Origin of the sequence: Anaeromicrobium sediminis, assembly GCF_002270055.1 — a bacterium.
GTDB classification, from domain to species: domain Bacteria; phylum Bacillota; class Clostridia; order Peptostreptococcales; family Thermotaleaceae; genus Anaeromicrobium; species Anaeromicrobium sediminis.
In genome coordinates this window covers 1-22,871 of the sequence record NZ_NIBG01000011.1, presented here as the reverse complement: position 1 = coordinate 22,871, position 22,871 = coordinate 1, and the positions used below count along the sequence as shown (strand labels likewise).

15 protein-coding genes are annotated in these 22,871 nt (G+C 30.5%); 4 read left to right on the top strand and 11 right to left on the bottom strand.

Annotated elements, in window-relative coordinates:
* Positions 1 to 21: 21 nt before the first annotated feature.
* The 7 genes from glgA to CCE28_RS12880 form a co-directional block, all read right to left on the bottom strand.
* Complete coding sequence (gene glgA / locus CCE28_RS12910; protein ID WP_095134144.1) at positions 22 to 1,452, bottom strand: glycogen synthase GlgA; 1,431 nt, start codon at positions 1,450 to 1,452, stop codon at positions 22 to 24.
* Positions 1,453 to 1,483: 31 nt separating this feature from the next.
* Positions 1,484 to 2,602 carry a glucose-1-phosphate adenylyltransferase subunit GlgD gene (gene glgD, locus CCE28_RS12905; RefSeq protein WP_095134143.1) on the bottom strand — a complete coding sequence of 373 codons (1,119 nt, stop codon included), beginning with the start codon at positions 2,600 to 2,602 and terminating at the stop codon, positions 1,484 to 1,486.
* Positions 2,603 to 2,627: 25 nt separating this feature from the next.
* Positions 2,628 to 3,767: a glucose-1-phosphate adenylyltransferase gene (locus CCE28_RS12900; protein ID WP_095134142.1), complete on the bottom strand. Its 1,140-nt coding sequence runs from the start codon at positions 3,765 to 3,767 to the stop codon at positions 2,628 to 2,630.
* 411 nt (positions 3,768 to 4,178) lie between these two features.
* The gene (locus CCE28_RS12895; protein WP_095134141.1) at positions 4,179 to 5,279 is read right to left on the bottom strand and encodes an NAD/NADP octopine/nopaline dehydrogenase family protein; all 1,101 of its coding nucleotides are present in this window, start codon (positions 5,277 to 5,279) and stop codon (positions 4,179 to 4,181) included.
* A 445-nt stretch (positions 5,280 to 5,724) separates the two neighbouring features.
* Positions 5,725 to 7,179, bottom strand: coding sequence for a Na+/H+ antiporter NhaC (nhaC, locus tag CCE28_RS12890; protein WP_242972976.1), 1,455 nt, complete (start codon positions 7,177 to 7,179; stop codon positions 5,725 to 5,727).
* Positions 7,180 to 7,955: 776 nt separating this feature from the next.
* Positions 7,956 to 9,566 carry a sigma-54 interaction domain-containing protein gene (locus tag CCE28_RS12885; RefSeq protein WP_176461816.1) on the bottom strand — a complete coding sequence of 537 codons (1,611 nt, stop codon included), beginning with the start codon at positions 9,564 to 9,566 and terminating at the stop codon, positions 7,956 to 7,958.
* Positions 9,567 to 9,764: 198 nt separating this feature from the next.
* Positions 9,765 to 11,114, bottom strand: a complete 1,350-nt coding sequence (locus tag CCE28_RS12880) for a hypothetical protein (protein ID WP_095134138.1) — start codon at positions 11,112 to 11,114, stop codon at positions 9,765 to 9,767.
* Positions 11,115 to 11,617: 503 nt separating this feature from the next.
* Between CCE28_RS12880 and CCE28_RS12875 the strand changes: the two genes are divergently transcribed.
* A complete protein-coding gene (locus tag CCE28_RS12875) occupies positions 11,618 to 12,214 on the top strand; it encodes a DUF3841 domain-containing protein (protein WP_095134137.1) in 597 nt (198 codons plus the stop codon).
* A gap of 20 nt (positions 12,215 to 12,234) precedes the next feature.
* Positions 12,235 to 12,798 (top strand): DUF3841 domain-containing protein, encoded by a 564-nt coding sequence (locus CCE28_RS12870; protein WP_095134136.1) that lies wholly within the window; start codon positions 12,235 to 12,237, stop codon positions 12,796 to 12,798.
* Positions 12,799 to 12,954: 156 nt separating this feature from the next.
* On the opposite strand, the gene CCE28_RS12865 is transcribed toward CCE28_RS12870, so the two are convergent.
* Complete coding sequence (locus tag CCE28_RS12865) at positions 12,955 to 14,181, bottom strand: MFS transporter (protein ID WP_095134135.1); 1,227 nt, start codon at positions 14,179 to 14,181, stop codon at positions 12,955 to 12,957.
* 184 nt (positions 14,182 to 14,365) lie between these two features.
* On the opposite strand from CCE28_RS12865, the gene CCE28_RS12860 reads away from it, so the two are divergent.
* On the top strand, positions 14,366 to 15,535 hold the full coding sequence (locus tag CCE28_RS12860; protein ID WP_176461815.1) for an MFS transporter: 1,170 nt from the start codon (positions 14,366 to 14,368) through the stop codon (positions 15,533 to 15,535).
* 54 nt (positions 15,536 to 15,589) lie between these two features.
* Here CCE28_RS12860 and CCE28_RS12855 read toward each other — a convergent pair whose 3' ends face one another.
* The gene (locus tag CCE28_RS12855) at positions 15,590 to 16,585 is read right to left on the bottom strand and encodes a fatty acid desaturase (protein WP_095134133.1); all 996 of its coding nucleotides are present in this window, start codon (positions 16,583 to 16,585) and stop codon (positions 15,590 to 15,592) included.
* A gap of 162 nt (positions 16,586 to 16,747) precedes the next feature.
* Entirely contained in the window at positions 16,748 to 17,227 is a 480-nt protein-coding gene (locus tag CCE28_RS12850) for a pyridoxamine 5'-phosphate oxidase family protein (RefSeq protein WP_095134132.1), read from the bottom strand.
* A gap of 226 nt (positions 17,228 to 17,453) precedes the next feature.
* Between CCE28_RS12850 and CCE28_RS12845 the strand changes: the two genes are divergently transcribed.
* Positions 17,454 to 17,828: a class II SORL domain-containing protein gene (locus CCE28_RS12845; protein WP_095134131.1), complete on the top strand. Its 375-nt coding sequence runs from the start codon at positions 17,454 to 17,456 to the stop codon at positions 17,826 to 17,828.
* Between the two features lie 117 nt (positions 17,829 to 17,945).
* On the opposite strand, the gene CCE28_RS12840 is transcribed toward CCE28_RS12845, so the two are convergent.
* Entirely contained in the window at positions 17,946 to 22,829 is a 4,884-nt protein-coding gene (locus CCE28_RS12840) for an AAA family ATPase (protein ID WP_207652902.1), read from the bottom strand.
* Positions 22,830 to 22,871 lie beyond the last annotated feature (42 nt).

The following is a 22,871-nucleotide window of genomic DNA, read 5'->3' as shown; positions in this document are numbered from 1 at the left end:
CAATTTCTTTTGCCATTTTATTTAATATATTTTATGATATAATTTCTTATATGTATTGGCTGAGTTATTCCAACTGTAGTCCTCACTCATGGCATTTTTTACGATTTTTTCCCATGTTTCATTGTTTCTATATAATTTTAAAGCTGTCTTTATTGTATAAAGCATGTCATGGGCATTATAATTAGTAAAACTAAAACCATTACCCTCTCCAGTATATTCACTAAAGGATTTAATTGTGTCATTTAATCCACCTGTTTCCCTTACTATAGGCACAGATCCATACCTTAGAGCTATAAGCTGGCCAAGTCCGCAGGGTTCAAATAAGGAAGGCATTAAAAATGTGTCTGAAGCTGCGTATATTTTATGTGCTAATCCCTCATCAAAAAGAATATTTGCAGATAGTTTTTCTGGATATTTATGTTCAATTTCCTTCAATTTAGATTCATAATGCTCATCTCCCGTACCTAATATTACTAATTGAACATCTTCACATAATAGGTCCTCTAAAATATGTAATACTAAATCTAATCCTTTCATATTTGCTAGTCTACAAACCATTGATATCATAGGCACATCTTTTCTTTTTGGTAGGTTTAGATTTTCTTGCAGTCTTATTTTGTTTTCTTGCTTTTTTTCTATAGAATTGAAACTAAATTTTTCAAATATATTTTCATCCTTACTTGGATCGTAAATATCGTAATCAATTCCATTTACTAGACCATGCAAATCATTTTTCCTATGTCTCAAAAGTCCATCAAGCCTTTCTCCAAAGAAAGGATATTGTATTTCATTAGAATAGGTCTCACTTACTGTAGTAACTAAATTGGAATATTTAATACCGCCTTTCATAAAACTTACTCCGCCATAAAATTCAAGGGCATTTTCATCATAATATTCCATTCCAAGACCTAGAACGTCTTCTAATATTTCCTCAGGAAATACCCCTTGATATTTTAGATTATGTATAGTAAAAATAGTTTTTATGTGGTCGTATTTCCCATATTTTTTATAGTGCTCATTTAATAATACAGGTATCATCCCTGTGTGCCAGTCATTACAATGTATAACATCCGGCACAAAGTCTATATTTTCCATAGATTCAAGTACAGCCTTACAAAAATAGGAAAATCTTTCTCCATCATCATAATGACCATATAATCCATCTCTTTTAAAATAGTAATCATTGTCTACAAAATAAAAGGGTACTCCTTCATATTCCAAATAATCGATTCCACAATGTTGTCTTCTCCAGGCAACAGGAACTTGAAAGCTAATTAAATGCTTCATTTTTTCTGTGAACTGCTCCTTTATTTCTTTGTATTTTGGAACAATTACCCTTATATCCACATCAAGTTTACGAAGTGCCTTCGGAAGTGAGAAGGCAACATCTGCAAGACCTCCCGTTTTTATAAAGGGCACTGCCTCTGAAGCAACATAAAGTATTTTTAGCATTGGTATTATCCCCCTAACTGTTATTGAAATACTAAATCTTTATTCCTTTCTTAATAACTAATGGATTTTTTCTATCCCCAGCAAGCATGTTATTTTCAGTTATATGTACATATTTATCTAATATTGCATTCTTTATATATGATCCATCCTCTATTATACTTTTTTGCATAATAATACTGTCCTTTACAACAGCACCCTTTTTAATCTTTACCCCTCTACCAATGATACAATTTTCAACTATGCCTTCTATAATACAACCATTTGCAACTACAGAGTTACTCACTTTAGAGTCATCTGTATATTTTGCTGGTGGTTCGTCTTTAGTCTTCGTATATATTGAGCCTCTTTTGTGGAACAGCTCCCTTGAAACATCTATATCTAAAATGTCCATACTAGTTTCATAATAGTTCTGAATAGAATTAATGCATGCTAAATATCCTTCGTATGGATATCCGTTAACATTTAAAGTGTCTAATCTTTGGAATATAGCTTGTTTTAAATATTGGCTGTCACCCAATGTTAAGCTATCTTGAATAATATCCAAAAATAATTCCTTTTTCATTAAATACATTTCCATAGATATATTGTAGTATCTTCTGTTACCTGCATTACGGCCTATACTTATAACTCTTCCGTTTTCATCAATGTTCAAACTATTGCGTCCTAAAAATCTTTTGTTATTATTTATCATTTTTTTGTAAACAATAGTTATGTCTGATCCACTTTCTTTGTGATATTGAAGAGCTTCTTTAAAATCTATATTACATATCATGTAACTTCTTGATAAAAGTACATATTCTTGATTGCTATATTTAATATAATCTAAATGATTTTTAAAATTCTCTAAATCTCCTTTATGCGTAATTACATCATTTACGTTAACAACAGGATTTAAAACAAATAATCCATCATTTTTTCTATCTAAATCCCAAGGTTTTCCAGTTCCTATGTGATCCATTAAAGAACGGCTTTTACCTTGAGTAAATATAGATATATTATGTATACCAGCATTCACCATATTTGATAATATAAAATCTATAACTCTATATCTTCCTCCTATTGGAACAGTAGCCGTAGGTCTGTTATAGGTTATCTCTTTGATTTCTTCTTCATTTTCACTTAAGTTGATGATTCCCATTAAATCTTTCATCCTATATATCCCCCTTTTTTACTCATTAATGTGAATTGTTATTTTTATTTATTACCTCCACCTCAGCTGAATCCTTATCTCCAATTTTGCTTCCTGCCTTTATAACGGTATCTTCCATAACTATAGTCTTTTCAATAATTGCATAATCTTCTATCTTAGCACCAGGCATAATTACTGAATCTATTACCTTTGCATTTTCTCCTACATAAGCTCCAGTAAAAAGTACAGAACCTTCAACTTTACCATGTACTATACAACCTTCATTTAAAAGTGAATTTTTAACCTCTCCGCTGCTACTTATATAATGTGGTTGAGTATGGGGATTAACAGAATAAATCTTCCATTTACGATCATACAAATCAAGCTTACTATCGTCCTTTAATAAATCCATATTTGCTTCCCAAAAACTTTCAATTGTTCCAACATCCTTCCAGTAGCCATCGAAGTTATATGTATAAACTTTAAGTCCACTATCTACCATTTTAGGAATTATATTTTTCCCAAAATCATTTTTGGAATTTTCATCCTTTTCATCTTCTACTAAATATTCCTTTAAAACCTTCCAATCGAATATATATATTCCCATTGAGGCCAAATTGCTTTTTGCATTTTTAGGTTTTTCTTCAAATTCATAAATCCTATTATCCTCATCTACATTCATTATTCCAAATCTATAGGTTTCTTCCCATGGAACTTTTATAACGGATATAGTGGCCTCTGCCCCCTTTTCCTTATGATATTCTAACATCATTGAGTAGTCCATCTTATAAATATGGTCCCCAGATAAAATAAGGACATAATCAGGCTCATAGGAATCAATGAAATCCATATTTTCGTATATGGCATTTGCTGTTCCTTTATACCATCTTCCTCCATCACGCCCTACATAAGGAGGTAATACACTTACACCGCCATGTATCCTGTCAAGATCCCACGGACTACCATTGCCTATATGAGCATTCAGTTCAAAGGGCTGATATTGTGTAAGCACTCCAACAGCTTCCATATCTGAATTTGAACAATTACTCAAAGTAAAATCAATAATTCTATATTTACCTCCAAAAGCCACAGCTGGTTTTGCAATATTCTCAGTCATTTCTTTTAATCTAGAGCCTTGTCCCCCTGCCAAAACCATTGCAACTACTTCTTTTTTTTGTCTTAACACCTTTATACCTCCTCTATGATATTTCAATATTTAACTTAAATGTAAAAAATCATTTATTGAACATTATATTTATGTAAAAGAGGTAATATTCTATGTTTTTTCATGTTTTTTTATTGGAAACGTTTCCTTTTTTTATAATTGTAAAACTAAATCCTTAGACAAATTATATTCCTTTTTTCATCAGATTTTATCCGAGCAATAATTTACAAAAAAAGACCGCTACAATCTAATATCTTTCTAGAAAATAGCGGTGTTAAAAATTTTAACAATATTATTTATGACAGATGGAACCGTCATCGACCCCTCGTTTTTGATTCTACAATTATGAATTCCTACATCTCTGACCTTTACTTTAACGGGGCTTATTAGCTTAAATAATAAGTTATGTATTAATATAAGACACTCTACAGTCTAACTAACAGTTTGAACTAATTCTTCAATATTCATTCCACCCAAACCTAAACTTTCTAATGAAATGCCTTCATCATAGAAGTCTCTTTCTAATAAGGCTCCTCCTAAAGTAATTACTGAATCTATGGCAGGAGTTTCAACGCCTATTGCTTTACCTATACTAGACCATAATACTAATCCAGTGGATATATCTTCAGTAAAATAACGGCTAGTTACACTTAAAGGTCCTTTGATTTGTGCAAATACCTCACTATTATTAAATAATTCATATAGTTCTCCTTCACTTTCACTAAAGTATCCTCTTGTTGCTCGCCCTAAGGCAGCCCCTTCAAGGTCGAATCCTAATTTTTTCCCTAAATCCAGTCTTTCTTTCTCTATAGCCTTAATAATATTAGCAGTATGTTTTGTTATCCCTTCCCTATATAACCAGAATTCACCCTTTGAATATTCTATTCTACCTGCGTTTAATAGGCATGGTCCTGGATGAACCTCAGGGTTTCCGTTGGCTAATGTTGTTTCCCATATATTTGTTGCTGGAACTAAACAGTCATAGACTTGTATACAAGATTTTAGCAATTCTTCCGTATTACTGCTAGGATATGCTGCAAAATATAGTTTATTAACATACAAAGACATTTCTACTACTGCTTCATCAGGAAAAGCTCTTGTACCATAGGTTAATGAGTTAGCCTCTGCAATTTTAAATTTCTTAGTTATTCCCATTTCCTTAGCTTTGTTTACAAAACGGACACAGGCCATTGCTGCAGCACCATTAAAGAAAATAATTTGGTCTTCTTCTACTACTGGTGCAAGGATTTCTGCAAATACTTCAATGGCAAACCCAGGTATAGTTAACATTATGATTTGGGCTCCTTCTATGGCTTCACAAATATCTGTTGTTAGTAAATCAGGCGTTATAAACTGTTCTCCACCTTCTCTTTTTTTATAAAGAATGCCTCCCTTTTTACTTATTCCTTCCAAGTTTTTTCCATAATCAGGCAACTCATATAAACTTACTTCAAAACCCATACTCTTTACATGTGCAGCAGCTGTAATTCCTCCATTACCTGCCCCTAAAATTGCTACTCTTTTTACCTCCACACTAATCTCCTCCTAAATGTCAATTATTTTGTTTCATATACTTGTTATTTATATAAGCAATTCTTGTGCCAACGCTAATTAAGTTTTAAGTTATATAATTTAGTAAATTATATAACTTAAAACTTAATTAGCTTCACATATTTAGTCTAATTTTTTTATATTTTTTGAACTTCATTGTTGTAAATAATATATTTAATTTGATTCAACCCAGTAGTGACTTATATTTCCTCTGCATTTTGAAGTTTGCAAGTTCTACATTAAAGTCATCAACGACTCACTTAACCCGATAACGACTTCCTCAAATACAAATGACATACAATGGATTTCCATAAAAATCAAGCTACCTTCCCTTTTATTCCTCTATATTAAAACAGGACTTCACCCCCTTCTTATATAAAAGGGTATGAAGTCCTGTGAACAAGCATCTATTTATCATGAAATAGTATTAACTAGGTTTTTCTATAGTTTTAATAATTTCACAAGAAATCTTACTGTCCGAATCTATTTTTGCTATTCCAAATCCTGTATATGCATAAATTATGGCAAATATTATACATAGGTAGTTTGGAATTGCCCACATCCAAAAATCAATAGGAGATATCCCTAAAGTGGCAAGATAGAATACACCAGATGTACTCCAAGGCACCAATGCAACAATCATTGTTCCTGCATCCTCCAAAGTTCTAGATAAATTCTTAAGATGTAATCCTTTCTTCAAATAAGCTTCTTTAAGTAGTTCTCCAATCATAAGTATTGATATAAAGGCAGTTCCAGCAGTGAAAACTAATATAATACTTCCTATAATGGTAACTACAACCAATTGACCCACCGTCTTTACTTTGCTATAGAAGGATTCTAATATTACTGATAAACAGCCTGTTTCTTCAACGATCCCTGCAAAGGAGTATGCACAAAATACAATTACTGCTATCCCTGTCATTGACATGATACCGCCTCGATTTATCAGCCTTGTTACTTCCCAAATAACTGAACTTGGATCAAACCCTTGAGCAGTCACCATATTTACATTAAATCCTTTTACCATAGAATTTATGCCATCCACAAAAGTAAATCCATGTGAAAACATTCCTATAAATACAGCTGCTACTGATGACACAAGCATTACAGGAACTGTAGGTTTTTTGCAAATGGATCCGTAAATCACTATAACTACAGGTAACCATAAGAATACATTCCAATCATATATTGAGTCAAGTGTATTCAACAATACACTAACAGTTTCAGGTATTGCTAATTGACCCATACCCTTCAATCCTATTACAAGATATACTACTAGAGCTATTAATGCAGATGGTATTGTAGTATAAAACATGTGTTTAATATGATCATACAAATTGACTCCTGTAACTAAAGCAGCAAGGTTGGTAGTATCTGACAAGGGCGACACCTTATCTCCAAATACAGACCCTGCCACAATAGCTCCTGCAGCTATAGGGATTGGAATTCCTAAGCCGCTAGCTATTCCTATAAGTGCAACACCAGCTGTACCTGCCGATCCCCAAGCTGTACCTGTTGCAGTAGATATTATTGCCGTAATCATAAATGCAGTTACCAGGAAAAATTTCGGATTAATAATCTTCAAACCGTAATAAATCATCATGGGAACAGTTCCTGAATATACCCAGGTTCCTACCACTATTCCAACAGTAAATAAAATAAATATAGCTGGCATAGCCTTAGCAATTTTTTCGGATATGGCTTTCTCCATTTCTTCCCAATTCATCCCTGTTCTTTTCGCAATAAATCCTGCATATGCTGCAGATGCAATTAATAGTGGTTCAACTCTCATTCTAAAAATTCCAAAACCAATTCCAACTAAAACAGCCATTACAACAATACAAGATATTGCTTCAAATAACGTCGGTTTACGTTTCACCATGTACATTCCTCCTCAATATTTAAACATTTATAACACAAAGTAAAATCACAAAATTAGTTCCAATGAACACTACGAATTTCTTTCACTTTTACAATTATGAAGGGGGTTATTTAAGTATGTAATATAAGACACTTACTTACTATTAATAAAATTTCTTACTGCTTATTTCTTACCATATAGGTATCAAAAGACCAGAAAAACTTGTGTTGATAGAATATTACTTATTTAACAACGTAATGACGAGTAAACACTCAAGGAAAGAGTTTTCCAAGAAAAGTGGACAAATTAGTAATCAGCAAACTATATTTATAAATCTTTCAAAACCATACCTCCTTTAACTTAAATATTTTCTATTAACGCCACTTTACAGTTTTAGCAATATTTTTTTCTGCAAAATGTTTTATCTAATTTTATATGTAGCAATTTTTGTACCAATTTTTTCATTATTATAACTTACTCATTAAACGTGAAAATTCATGGATAAATCAATAGTTTTTGTGTGTTTTTATATTTTTCTGAAAATTAATCTTCATCTCCCATTCCTATTCATTTTTACAGCCAACCCAGCAATGACTTGTTTTAATATGATTTTAATTATAATCAGTAAATTACAAACTTCAGTCATAAGTCATTCATGACTGACTCGACCCAGCAATGACTTATGTTGCATAATCATAAGTAGTTGTTTTCAAAAACAAAAAACAAAAGGGCATGAAGCCCTTTTATTTTGTTTGAATTTCACTTTGTAAAATGACCTATAATAAAAATATGAAAAATTATTTTTTCATATTTTTTGTATATTTTATGATTTTTCTACTTGCTCTACTTTGAGAAATTTTTAAAACTTCCGCAACTTTATAAGAACTACCTAACTTTTTATATGCTTTTAGAATTAATTCTTTTTCGACTTTCTCAATAGCTAAATCCAACGGCATCAATTGATCAACACTTATATTATTTACAGATTCATTATCTAATTGGATTAATTCTCGAATATGATGAGATTCAATGATATTATCCGGTGTTATAGCAATTAGTTTTTCTATAACATGTTCAAGTTCACGTATATTTCCCGGCCAATCATAATCCTTAAAAACATTTATACTTCCTTGTGAAAATTCACGAGTAAGTTTATATCTCTTTTCAAACTTACTTTTAATAAGATTAATCAAAGGTAGAATATCTTCTTGTCTTTCTCTTAAAGATGGCATTAGTAATTCAATTACCTTTAATCTATAAAAAAGATCTTTCCTAAACTTTTTTTCTTTTACTAATTTCCCTAAATCGGCATTGGTTGCTGCTATTATTCTAGTGTCTACTGTTTTAGATTTCATTCCACCTACAGGCGTATAGGAACGTTCTTGTATAAGCTCTAGAAATTTCGATTGGAGGTTAAGTGGTAACTCTCCAATTTCATCTAAAAAGAGAGTCCCCCCATCTGATAATTCTACCAGTCCAGGTTTTCCACCCTTTTTAGCCCCAGTAAAAGCCCCAGACGCATAGCCAAAAAGCTCAGATTCTAATAAATGTTCTGGAATGGTAGTGCAATTTATTGTTATAAATGGACCTTGACTCCGGTTGCTCATCCTATGTATATATTTTGCAATAAAACTTTTACCCGTTCCAGATTCCCCCATAATTAAAATGGTAGAATCAATGTTAACCGTTCTTTTTATTACTTCTAATAAATTTTTCATTTTTGAACTAATGGCTACAAATCCCCCATCTATTTCAAGCTCTTTTTTTCTTAACACCTCAATTTCTCGCTTATATTTTTCTGAAGATATTTGTACTTCCTTTAATTTTGATTTTATTTTTTCAATTTCAGTAATATCTCTAGTATTTGCAATAACAAGTTCAATTTCATTCTGATTATTAAAGACAGGAGTTGCTGTAGTAATCAACGTTTTACCTGTTTTCGTTTCTCTTTCAATTGTACAACTTTTTTTCTTGTTAATTGCATAATAGATAGCTTTATGTGAGGGAGATGTTTGATTTAATACTCTAAAAATATTTTTCCCATTAATATCTGGTCGTTTTATCCCATGATTCTTTTCAAAGGCACTATTACAATAAATTGAAATTCCCGTTGGATCCGTTACACATATTTCATCATAAGAGAATTCTAATATTTTTTTGTACAAAACTTCATCATCAATTAATCTTTTAAGTACATATATAACACTATTTTCATTACAAGTCTCTTTCAAGGCAAATCTTTTAATTCGAAATTCTAATTCCAACAAGGGCAAAATAGAATACATTTTCTTATGTTTTAATTCAATATCTTTCATTACCGATTGAACTGAGTCATTACAAAAAGTAATAACTTCCTTTGAATTGGTTAGAATTATTCCGATTGAAGCATTAAAAATATCCCTTGCCACAAGCATCTCCCCTTATCTTTCCTAGTAAGAAACTTTTGAACTGTTGTCTTACCTATAACTTCTTCAGAAATATACTAACCTACCTCTTTCCGAATATCTTCTACAACTTTATGAAAAAATCCTGCCCAAACAGGGAAAAATCTCCTTTCCAGCTTTATTTTCATTTTCAATCATAGCCAGAAAAGAGATTTCTTTTATTTACGCAGGGTTTTTTCTACATTCCCCATTCTTTTCTTTTAATTTATAATCTTTCCATTTACCTTTTGAAAATACCACTAATGCTGCAACATTAATACCACTTACAACGAATAATAACAAGTCCACAACATCAAACACAATACCAAAACCAAATACAGCTAATGTGCCTGCTAAAGTAATTAATACAATATATATAGCTATGTTTACATTTTCACGGGTATCTAATAACACTGATAAGAAATAGTAAGAACCCAATAGTGTTGTTAATCCAGATAGAATTGTAAATAAAGATAATCCCACTAATCCAAACATACCAGTTACGGATACAGCCGTATCAAAATATCCAAATAATCTAGCAAGTCCATCAGCTGGTAATTTAATAATGCCTTGTGCTACTCCATAGGAAGTAATATATGAAGTTACTAAAATAGCAACTATAACTGTGATAGCAGCTGGAATTACTGAAATAATAGCTGCAGAACGTGGTTCACTATCTGATTCTTGAGCTGCCATTGCTAATGCACCTAAGCCCGATTCAGCTGTTTGAATAACACGTTGTAACCCTAGTACCAATCCTAATGGAATACCAAATAACATTGGAATTGGATTTGTTAACCCTTTGAATAATTTCGTAAAGAATGTTCCCAAGTGACTAGAAGTTCTAAATACAAAGATAAAGAAGAATGCGAAATATATGACTACTGCCATACCAATCATTATTGTCATTGAATTGATGAACAAATCATGTTTTTTAGTTAAAATAATTGCAGAAGCAATTATAATCAATGGAATTACAACAAATAAATATCTTTGTGTAACAGCTAATTCAATTCCCATAAACCTATCTGTTATGATTGTTATAGTTGCATCAATACCGCTAAACTGGAAACCACCAAAACCAAAGATATATAATACAATGAACGCAATAGCATAAATTGTTCCAAAAGCAGGTGACAATAAAGTCTTAATATATTCTTTTGGAGGTTGTTTCATAATTTTTGAAATCAATGTTTCAGAGTATGATAACGGTATTAAAATTAACGAACCTATTAATGCCCAAATGGCAATAGCTTCTATATGAGTTTGTCCTTGTCCAGATAAGTTACTCAAGGATCCTAAAACCCCAATTATTGCACCAGTACCAATCATAGCTCCTAATGAAATTGAAGCTGGCCCTATTAAATCCCTTATTTTCATTTTGTCTTTAATAGTTGTTTCTTTTCTTATTTTGAATATTGTTATGATTGATACAAATAACCCCGTACTTAATAATAAAGGTAAGAATATAGGCCATACTGTATCAGATATAGTGCTTGTTATATGTTCGATTTGATCTAAAATCCTTGCCATAGTTGTTCATCTCCTTCCATTTAATTATTACACCAATTCAAGATTTTTTTCATTTCACGCAGGTATATAAGTTTCCTATATTGCTTTCACCTCCTCAAAGTGAAATTAAATAGTTCTTATCTTAACAATCACTTTTGACTAAAATTAACCTTAATTAAGGTTTAATTTCATGTAGGTATACAAAGCAATCTTTATGCCAATTTAACATGTAATTTTATTTTTGATTTTTTATGTATCTAGTTATATTGCTCTTTATATTAGTTATAATTCTAATATAAATTTAATTTTCTATAAGATTTGGCAAAACATATTCCTAAAGACTTTCCCTAGTTTCCATTTTTGCATTTTTTATGGTAAACTCTATTCAATTATAGATAATAGCCTCTGCTGGTTTTGGTACTTTTCAGATTAGAAAGAGCCTTGTAATATTGTGTCAGTTTGTAAAAATGAATATATTAAAAAGTCTAAAGGATAATATATTAATTTATAGGGAGGAACTATACATGAGTGATAAACATAATAAAGGAAAAATAAAACTCTGGACTAGACAGAATAAGGGAATTTTAACTGATTTAGAAGAACATGGCGTATACCGCGTTAAGGAAGAATATATAAAGGAAAAGTTTGATACTATTGCTCCATTTTATCTTAAGGCATATAAGCGGTACACAGAAGGAGCATCAAAGGTAGTTCCAAAGCCAGAAGGTGTTAAATATCCCATATGGTTGTCTACTACGGAAAATATGATGCTCCAGCCTACAGAAGATACGGTGGTTTTTCATTTAGAAGTTCCTAAGGACTATGTGGTTATTACAGATCAAGAAAAGTGGGGATATGTTATTAATTATTGGTATGTTCCATTAAATAAAGAAGATGAAAGAAAACACAATGAGGAACTTAAAAAATACGGTATTGGAGATGAATCTGCACTAATTATGAGCAGTAAAGGAAACTTTTATCCCCTACTTAGGGATAAGATAAAAAAAAGCTGGGACAGATTATTTGATAATAATATTAGATTAGGTGACCTTACTCAGGCCACATTGTGGGAGATAAAAAAAGACTGGATAGTTGATACTATTCACTCCAAAGAAGATTAGAGCTATAGGAGGTTAAAACTATGAGTAAAGAGGTTATTAGGTTGTGGACTTGTCAAAATAAAATAGTTCTAGATACTATAATGAATAATGACGTATACCATGTAAAAAGAGAATATATAACTAATAAATATGAAGAAGTTTCGAAGATTTTTCTTACTGCATATGATTGGTTTGTAGGAAATGCTCAAAATATACTACATCCCCCAGAAAAAGCAAAGTTTCCCATTTGGACATGGACAGATCCGAAACATGTTGAGCATTTTCAAAATTCAGTTATTTTGGTGTTAGAGATAGAAAAGGATCATACAATATTGTTTGATAGCGGAAAGTGGAATAAAATATTAAATCTTTCCTATATACCTAAAGATGAAAATGATAAGGAGAAATTTATAAAAGAATTAGAGAGATATAATATAACAGATGATTCTGAAGCATATATGAGCAATTTTTATCCTCAATTAAAATCTAGGATTAGAAGAAGCTGGGATAGATTGTTTGATGAAGATATAAAAATTTCAGGAGTTAATCAAGCTGCCCTTTGGGAAATACGAAAAGAATGGATAGTTAATATTATAGAAAATTAGAACCTTTTTATTTATATAAATTAGGTAGTGTCTTAAGGACCTTTTCCTTTACCTCATTTCATTACTCTAGTCACTTTTTAACCGTATCCTTGTGATGGAAAAGGTCCCCTTGTCCACTGTCAGTAAATCTAATTAATATCCAATAGTCATGGCATATTAACTAGATTTAACCATCCTATCATCTTCTACTCTACTAGCTACATACAGGTTTACTAAGGAAAGAGATGCTGCTAAAAAGAATATATACTGTGGTCCCCATAGACTCCATACAATTCCTCCTAGATAGGCACATGTGATAGAAACTATATGATCTATACTAAGTCCTAAAGAAAGAGTTGGTCTAATATCTGAGGTTTTTACTGCTATAGATCGTAAATATATAGTTCTAATCATTCCCATTTGAGTAGACATTTTATCTACTATAAATAAAGTGTAGGCAAATAAAACTGGAATTCCTACAGTAGCTAAACTTTTAGATGCAAAACCCGCACTTAATAAACCATAAGTTAAGTATACAAATATAAAAGATAAGGCATCTACATAAAGTAATTTTTTAAGTCCATATTTATCAATCCATTTACCTACAGCAGGAATAAAAAACATACCTACAAATGCACCAATTATATTTAATATGGCTAAAGTATCAGCTCTTTTATTTAATATATCAATTAAAACCCACGGGCCATACACAATCATAATTTGTTTTTGTACTCCCCACATGACTACTAATGCATAATAATATTTATATTTTTTCCTAAAAACAAAATTAATCTTTTTAGAACTTTTTATAGGTTCTTTTATTAGGCTTTGTAAAACCATTAATAGTACAAGAACTATTCCTAATATAATTGCCGATATAATAAATATCCATTTAATTTTAGTTGTAAAACTAAAAAATCCAGTTCTAAATCCAACAAATACTATAATACTAGCAATCATAGTGAAGCTAGTCATAACCCCTTTATATTGGCCCATTTTCTTCCCTATGTTTTCATCTTTAATTAGGGACATGCCTATACTGTCTTGAACAGGCATAAACATATGCATTCCTAATGAATTAATAAATATGAAAATTAACATAATTGCAAATGGTGGTGTGATAAAACCTAATACTCCTATGCCTATAATACTCAATATTTGTGCCACCATAGCAATACGTATATCAGAAAATGATGATAATATTGCAATGATAAATATAACAAGTACACCAGGTAGTTCCCTCGGAAATTCTATAAGGCCTCGCTGATATGCTGTAATATCATAGGCCTCTTTAAAATAATTAGATATTACATTGTGACTAAATCCCAAAGCAAGTGCTGTAAGTGCAATAATACTAAAGTAAACAAATTGAATTTTATTTATCCTTTCAAGCCTTTTAAACATTCCTTCATATCCTCTCTTTTTTTATTCACTTTTTAAAATTACTATTTTATTAGACCATTGTCAAATTATATGAGTTAGAAATTAATATTTTTTTAACTTTCTATTGATGCTACTTATTTAATGGAATATAATGTAACACATGTAAATAATAAATAAATAACAAATGAATTATGAGGTGTTCATTTTGAATAAAAAAATATTATATTTAACCATAGCTATGTTTTTTATGTCCATATTGGCAAATACAGCTCATCCCGTAACGCCTGAGCTTGTAGTCAACCTTAACATGTCTTCTTTAATGTATGGCATAATGTTTGCTGCCATGTCTGTTGCTAGTTTTGCTATGTCTCCAATTTGGGGAAGTTTATCTGATAGATTTCAATCAAGAAAGCTATTTTTGTGTCTTCCTTCTATTGGTTATGCCCTTGCTCAAATAGGTTTTGGTTTTTCCACATCTCCTATCTTAATTATTATATTTAGAATTATAGGAGGTGCTTTTGGTTGTTCCGTATTTACAGTGTCTGTTGCCTATATAGTAGATGAGACCACAACGAAAGAACGTGGTGAGGCCATATCGGTTTATACTGCCATAACCAGATTCGGAATATCCTTAGGCTATCTTCTAGGAGGTTACATTGGAGCACAGGATTACCACTATGCTTTTATTCTTCAATCCAGTGGCCTTCTTTTACATGCTGTACTCGTTTACTTCTTTTTACCTGAAAGTAATATGGACACTAGAAATCCTAAAGAAAAAAATAAACCCTTTACATTAAAATTTAATATTAATCTGAAAGAATATATCACGACTTCTTTAGGAATATTACTTACTTTAGTTTTTCTAACCTCTTTTTCATATGTAGCATACAATACAGGAATAAACTATTTCTTAAAAAAATACCTAAGTTTAAATCCTTTACAAATCGGATATTATATGGCATTTATGGGAATTATAGGAATCATTGCAAATATTTATACTACGCCTAGAATATCTAGAAAATATGGAGAGAAAAAATCATTAAAATATGTTTTATTGATTACAGGTCTAACCCTTATACTATTGTCTACATTTGATGATTTATTGTCAGTAAAGTCCATAGTTGTTTTAGTTATATTCTTATTTTTCTTATCCATGTATAGACCTTTACTTCAAACATTAATATCAAAGGCTAGTAAAAGTGATCATGGAAAAATAATGGGACTTCAAAACTCTGCTAATTCAGTTGGTATGGTTGGTGGTTCTTTATTCGCTGGAGTCTTATTAGATGTATTTCCTATAATGCTATTTGTAGCAGCTGGAGTAGTATTTATCCTTTCATATTTAATAATTTTAATTAGCGATAAACGAATTTAGATATAATAAAAGCTCAAGACAACTACTATTCTTGAGCTTTTATTATATTCACATCTAAACATTACTTTTACACAACTGCTTATATGATACTAATAATTCTTTCTTTTCATCATACAATTGAAGTAACCCTAAAGGTAAACTTGATAAAAGGGTTACTGTCTTAACTTCTCTAAGTTCTGATTTCCCCTTATAACATTCCTTTAGATGATAGTTCGGTATCTTTGCATTAAGATGATGTATATGATGGTATCCTATATATCCTGTAATCCATTCAAGAACTAATGGTAGTTTATAAAATGTACTTCCACTTAAGGCTGCATCTACAAAGTTCCACTTTTCATTATCCATCCAATACACCTCTTCAAACTGATGTTGAATATAAAATAACCAAACTCCCATACTGCTAGCAAAAGCAATTACTAACAACTGAGCAATTAAATAGCTCTTAAGGAAAAATATTTTTGAAAATATTAAACTTACAAGTATAATTCCTCCATTAGTTATCATACAACTTATCCATTCTTTTTTACTAGCTTTAAGCCTTGGAAATCTATTAATTACAGCAAATAAAAATATTGGAGCTATGCCAAATAAAAAGATAGGATTTCGATATATACGATATATACCTCTTTTATACCACTTTCCTTGCCTGTATTCATCCACTGTCATAGTCCATATATCACCTACTCCTCTACGGTCTAAATTTCCTACTGAGCCATGGTGAATATTATGATCCCTTTTCCAAGGTACATAAGGCGTAAAAGCAAATATTCCAAAAATATGCCCTAAAATATCATTCCATCTTTTAGCTTCTACAAAAGACTCGTGTGTGCAGTCGTGAAAAAGAATAAATACGCGCACCATAAATCCACCAGTAATTAAAACTATAGGTATTATGGTTATGATTGATGCTTGTGTCTCTATTAAATATACAGAAAAACTCATCAATAGAATATATGGCAGCAATGTATTTATAATTTGTATAACAGCTTTTTTATTGTTAGCCTTTGCATATTTTTTTAGATAATTGTTCCATTGTCTTAAATTCATAGTTAACTCCTTTTTTTATGTCATATTCATTGTCATATAACCTATACCCAAATATATTAAATAGACTCTAATGAATAATAATTTTCAATTGGCAAAATTTATCACTAACTATTTCAGAGTAATCTAAAAGAAGTTAGGTATCCCCAACTTCTCATACTTTTGTTATACTAACATAGGTTCATCTTTAATTAGAACTTCATCATTTCTTAATATTTGCTTAGTTCTATTTCCTTTATCTATAGAATCTAAATATACTATTTCCCTTGGACTTATTTTTATTACTTTTAAATCTTCATTATTGTGTAAATAATGGTCTGGACAATATTTATGTGCCTCGTCTTTTAAAGATATATCTTCAATACTAGTAGTTGCAGTTCCAAATATCTGAACACCTCTTATTTTCCTATAACTAATGTATTCAGAGTTAACTAATAAGCAAATATTATTATTTTTTTCTATTGCTTTAAACTTCTCTCCACCAGCTGAAAGTATATATATGTCCATGTCATTTCCTAAAAAATATTGCACTGGACTACTTCTAGGAATATCATTTAAGCATGTTGCCAAGGATGCTGATATATGTTCTTTTAAAAAATCTAATATTTCATTTTTCAACTCGGAAGATGTCATTTCTCTGTTCATAATATCTCTCCTTATTTTAAATTATGGCTACAAAATTATTATTTGAATAATTTAAAATACTATGTGCAGAATTACTATATATATAATTAATAGGACATAAAAATTTGGATAATTTATCAGATAGCATCCATACCTTTTGTCATCTATTCCAGTAATATGTATATTAAAAACACTCTTTACAAATTCTAAAAATGTATATAGTAATTTTATTATAAGGAGTGTTTTTATGAGTTCATTAGATCAACTTTTACAAACTGGTGATTGGAAAGGGGAAAAGCACGTTCCAGTTATCCATGCCCCTGAAACAATAAAATCAGATGAATTAACTGAAATTAAAATTTCTATTGGAGATGCAATTAAACATCCAAATACTCTTGAACACCATATTGCATGGCTTAAACTTTTTTATTTACCTGAAGGAGGAAAATTCCCTGTAGAACTTGCCTCTTTTGAATGTAGAGCCCATGGAGAAGCTGATGCATATGATGAACCAAATACCTCTACAAATGTAAAATTAAAAAAATCTGGAACCTTTTATGCTTTAAGCTATTGCAATATTCATGGGCTATGGCAAAGCTCAAAGGCAATCGTGGTAGAATAGACCAAAGAATTTGTATATAAAATGCCACCTTAAAGTAATCATCTAAAAAGATGATTACTTTAAGGTGGCATTTTATATTTAATTCTTTTACATTATTTTAAAACTAATCTCTTCTATCTATAAACCATATACATCAGAAAATTCTATATCCATTCTATTAATTAAGCTTTCTTCACAAGTTGTATAATTATTTGAACAAATATATTTTTCCTCCAATTCCCTAATAGGTAAATCTATAATAAATTTAGTAAATTCACCTACCTTACTCTCAACTGTAATCTCACCATCATGTACTCCAATAAGTAACTTAGCAATAGTTAACCCAATTCCACTTCCTTCACTATTCCTAGTAAAGGATTTATCTACCTGTCTAAAACGTTCAAAAATCATTTTTTGCTTACTTTCTGGAATCCCAATTCCCGTATCCTTTACTACTATAATAATTGACCCTTGCCTATCATATATATTTACGGAAATCTCATCCCCTTCATCCGTGAATTTTACGGCATTAGAGAGTAGATTTAAGATAATCCTTTCAATACTAAAGGGGTCACAGACAATTACCTTGCTTTTTACATTTGAATTAAATTCTAATGTTCGATCTTTATTTTCTATATAATCTGAAACTGAGTAAGTTATTCTTCTAATAAGGTCTACTATATCATGATTTTGTAAATTTAAATCAAATGAATTAGAATTTATTTTAGTTATGTCCACTAGATTATTAACTAATCTTAGAAGTCTATAGTTATTTTGTTTAATAATATTTGTATATTTTTCAAGTTTTTCATTATCATTTGAACTTAAACTAGTGTTTCTATATAAATTTAGCATTTGTAATGCAGAGAAGGACAAATTTAAAGGTGTTTTTAACTCATGGGATAAATTAGCAAAAAACTCCAACTTTAATTTATTATATTCAAGCTGTTCCCTCAACAGCTTATGCTCGGTAACATCTACTCCACAACTCAAGGTTCCTTCCACATTTCCATCCTGATCTCTTAACACAATATTATGAAAGGAGACCATCCTTTCTTTACCTGTTTTAGTAATAATAATTCTATCACAATATTCTACCTGTTCTCCATTTAATAAAGTTTTAAAACTATCCTTTGCTTCTTCTCTATTATCTTCCTTAATAAATTTATCATGCCATTTTTGTCCTATTACCTCTTCTTCAGAATAACCTAAAAGTTCACAACCCTTTCTATTAATTAATGCTACTTTCCCCTCTACATCTAAAACTAAAAATGAAACTTCAGCAATATGGAGATATTTTTCCAATTTATCTCTCTCTTGTTTTAGCTGGGCCGTTCGTTCTTTTACTTTAATATCTAATATTTCATTAGAACGTTCTAAATCTTCATATAACTTTGCATTTTCAAGGGAGATAACTATTTGGGAAGAAAGTATTTCTAAAACCTTCAGCCTATCCCTAGTGAAAGCCCCTGTCATGAGATTGTTCTCCAGATAAATTATCCCCTTTAATTCCCTTTTATTAATTAATGGAAAACATAAAACTGATTTAGGTTTACTTTTAACAATATAATTATCAGAAGCAAAAGTTGTAGAATGAATAGAGTTTTCCAAAATAACACTTTTATTTGTTCTGCTAACATAGTTTATAATACTTTTAGGAATGTTCTCATACTCCTCCACCATTATATCCTTAACTACAGTTATTTTTTCTTCTTCCATTTCTTTTTTCCCTTTAATTATAAAGTCATCTTCTTTCTTCATAATGAAGATTACCTTTTGAGCCCCTACATTTTCAATAAGAATCCTAATTAATTTCTTTATAAGTTCTTCTAAAACTATCTCCTGTGAAATAGCCTGACTTGCTTTCATAATCGTATTTATGTCTACTAACTCTAAAGTACTTATTGTAGTTTCATTTTTATTTGTATTTTCTTCAAATTTTTCATGAAAAATTTCTACATATTTATTTTGTAAATCCTTTGCTTTCCCTTCTGCCCCCCAGATTTTATAAGCAGAATAGGCTTTTTTAAGATGTAATTTAGCATATTCATATTTATTTTTAGCAATCCAAAAGCCTGCAGCTAGCTCATTAGCCAAAGCTTCGTCATTTATATACCCATGTTCCTTTGCCAGATAAATAGATTTATGATAATATTCCATTGCTTCTTCAGCTTTACCCGTAACTCTTAGTAATTCTGCTTCAACCAAATAAAATTTATGTAAAAAATTCATAGGAGCATGTTTGGTCCAATTTTTCATCTTTTCCTGATTTTTAGAAACTTTTTTTAATATGTATTCTTTTTCTCTATCTGAAACAGTAGAATATGTTGCAAGTCTTGAAAGTGAATCAAAACAATTAAAAACTGGAATATCTACCATTCCTCCAACTCCACCTAAGTTTTCTTCTGCTTTTTTTGCAGTTTCAACTGCTAAGGAATATTCTCCAAAATGATAATTTAATATTGTTTTACTTAAAAAAAGAAAAAACATTCCAACCATATCATTGCTATTACTTAATATCGAAAAGATTTTATTTTCATCACATGTTTCACCTATGAGATTTACAGGATTTTTTGACTTTCCCTCCATATTAAAAACAAGTTGTGCAAATATTTTTTTATAATTTAATGATGAACATTCTTTTACTTTTTCTATGATCTTTATGTTTCCCTCTATCTCCTCTCTTAAGACACCAAGGGGACGACCCGTATAAAATGAATTTTTAGCATGTCCCGCCAAACAACAGGCAGCACATTCAAAATTTCCATTTTCCATTCCTGCTCTAAATCCCTTAATAAATGAATCAAGAGTTGATTTGAGATGTTCTTTCCAATGCTTTATGCAATAACTATCCATGTCTAAAACAGTGGCCTTGTATTGTTTTAGATTTTGATTTTCTACCATATTTACACTCATTTTTCCCATTTTATATCCCAACTCTATGTCATTTACTACTGTGCAAAGTAAAAGGCCATAATAGGTATAGGCTCCCGCCGAAAGGGGTGAATTCCCATATTTTATCGAAAACTCCACCATTTTGCAAGTTAATATGGGAGTTAACATGGGGGCTGTTTTATAAGTTGCAGGTAAAGTACTTAGCATAATCTCCATTGCCGCAAGTTTTACAGTATCTCTCATGGAAGGTAACTTAAGTAAGTCTTCTACTTCCATTCCTTCCATAGCTTCTTTTACATTAGCAAAAGCTTTTTCAATATCAGTTTGCTTTGGCTTAATAGGCATATTTATTCCCATTAATTCAAGGACCGATATACCTGTTTTTAAAGCTTCATGTAAATTAAGTTGGGCCTGGTAGGCTTGTATTCTTGTAGTGTATACCTTCACCTTATCCATTAATGTTTTTGCATTTTCCAAAACTTTTTCTCCAAATTTATCCATTTGTTTATAATCATTTATAAGGTATGCCATTTCTGTTATTTCCGAATATAATTGCAAAGTAACTTCGTAATATTCTTTCCAGGCATTACTACTTAACATTTCAATACCTGTTTGAAAATAAATAAATGCGGCTTTATAAGCAGAAGCCCCTTTCGCTGCCATACCTGCTTTAAAATTCAATTCTGCAAGTTTTATACATTCGTCCTTTTCTCTTATGATTCTCCTACCTTCATTAAACTGCCTTACTATTTCAAATAGTTGTTCTACTTCTTCACAATTGGAATATTCTTTTAGCAGTCCTCGTCCAATGTGTAAATGAATAGATTCCTTCACATGATCAGGTATTAAAGAATAAATGGCCTGCTGTATACGGTCATGAAGAAAGTAAAATTTAATATTATTTTCATTACAATCTACACTTACATTATTAATAACAGATATTAATCCTTCCTTAAGAGCAGGCTGTAAGTCTTCTAACACAGTATGAAAAGATTTATCATTAATTAGAGCAAGAGTTTTTAAATCAAATTGATTACCTACACAAGCAGCATTTTTTAATTCTTCAATAGTTGAAGGTTTTAACTTTTCAATTTTTTCTATCAACAATTCTACCACATTGTGGGTTATGTTCACTTTTTTTATTTGTGTAGTATCCCAACTCCACTCCATTCCATCATAATCAAACCAAATATATTCTTCATCGTATAAAGATTGTAAAAATTGTCTCACAAAAAATGGATTTCCTTTAGTCTTGTTATGGATGAATTCCGATAATTCTTCAATAGTACCTAAATCTTTCCTTAAACTTATGAAGGTATCTTGAAGAAATGCTTTAAGTGTTTTCTTTTGAAATTCGTTTAAATTTATGTTGTTAACCATAACATTATTTTTCATAAGTTCATTTTTCATCATAATAAATGGTTCAAGTAAATTAATTTTGTTATGACGATATGCTCCAATAATGAGTAAATGTTCAATTGATTTATTTGTCATTAGATTTTTTATAAAATTCAAACTTGCTGAATCTGCCCATTGTAAGTCATCAATAAACATAACAAGAGGATGTTCCTTTTGAGCAATTACCTTAATAAAATTTTGAAAAATAAGATTAAATCTATTTTGAGTCTCAACTACTCCTAATTTTGGAGCAGAATTTTGTTCTCCTATAATGAGTTTTAAGGATGGGAGAACATCTGTAATTATCTGTCCATTATTTCCCACCGCCTGTAATATTTTTTCACGCCATATATCTAATTTATGAGAAGATTCTAAAAGTAGTTCATTTATAAAATTCTCAAGTGCCATAATAAGAGCACTATAAGGTATTTCCCTTTGAAATTGTTCAAATTTACCTGATATAAAATAAACAGACCCTCCTACAAGGCGATTTTCCATTTCCTTTACTAGTGTTGACTTACCTACCCCTGCATTACCTTGTAATAATACTAATTCCTTATGACCAGCATTTGCCTTTTCAAAAAACTCAAATAATTCTTTAAGCTCTTCTTCCCTACCATATAACTTTTCTGGCATTTGAAATCTATCAGAAACATCAAATTCTCCAATTTGGAAATTTTCTATTTTTCCCATGGATTTAAAACTCTTTTCACATCTCTTTAAATCCATTGTTAGTCCATTTAAATTTTGATATCTATCTTCAGGCATTTT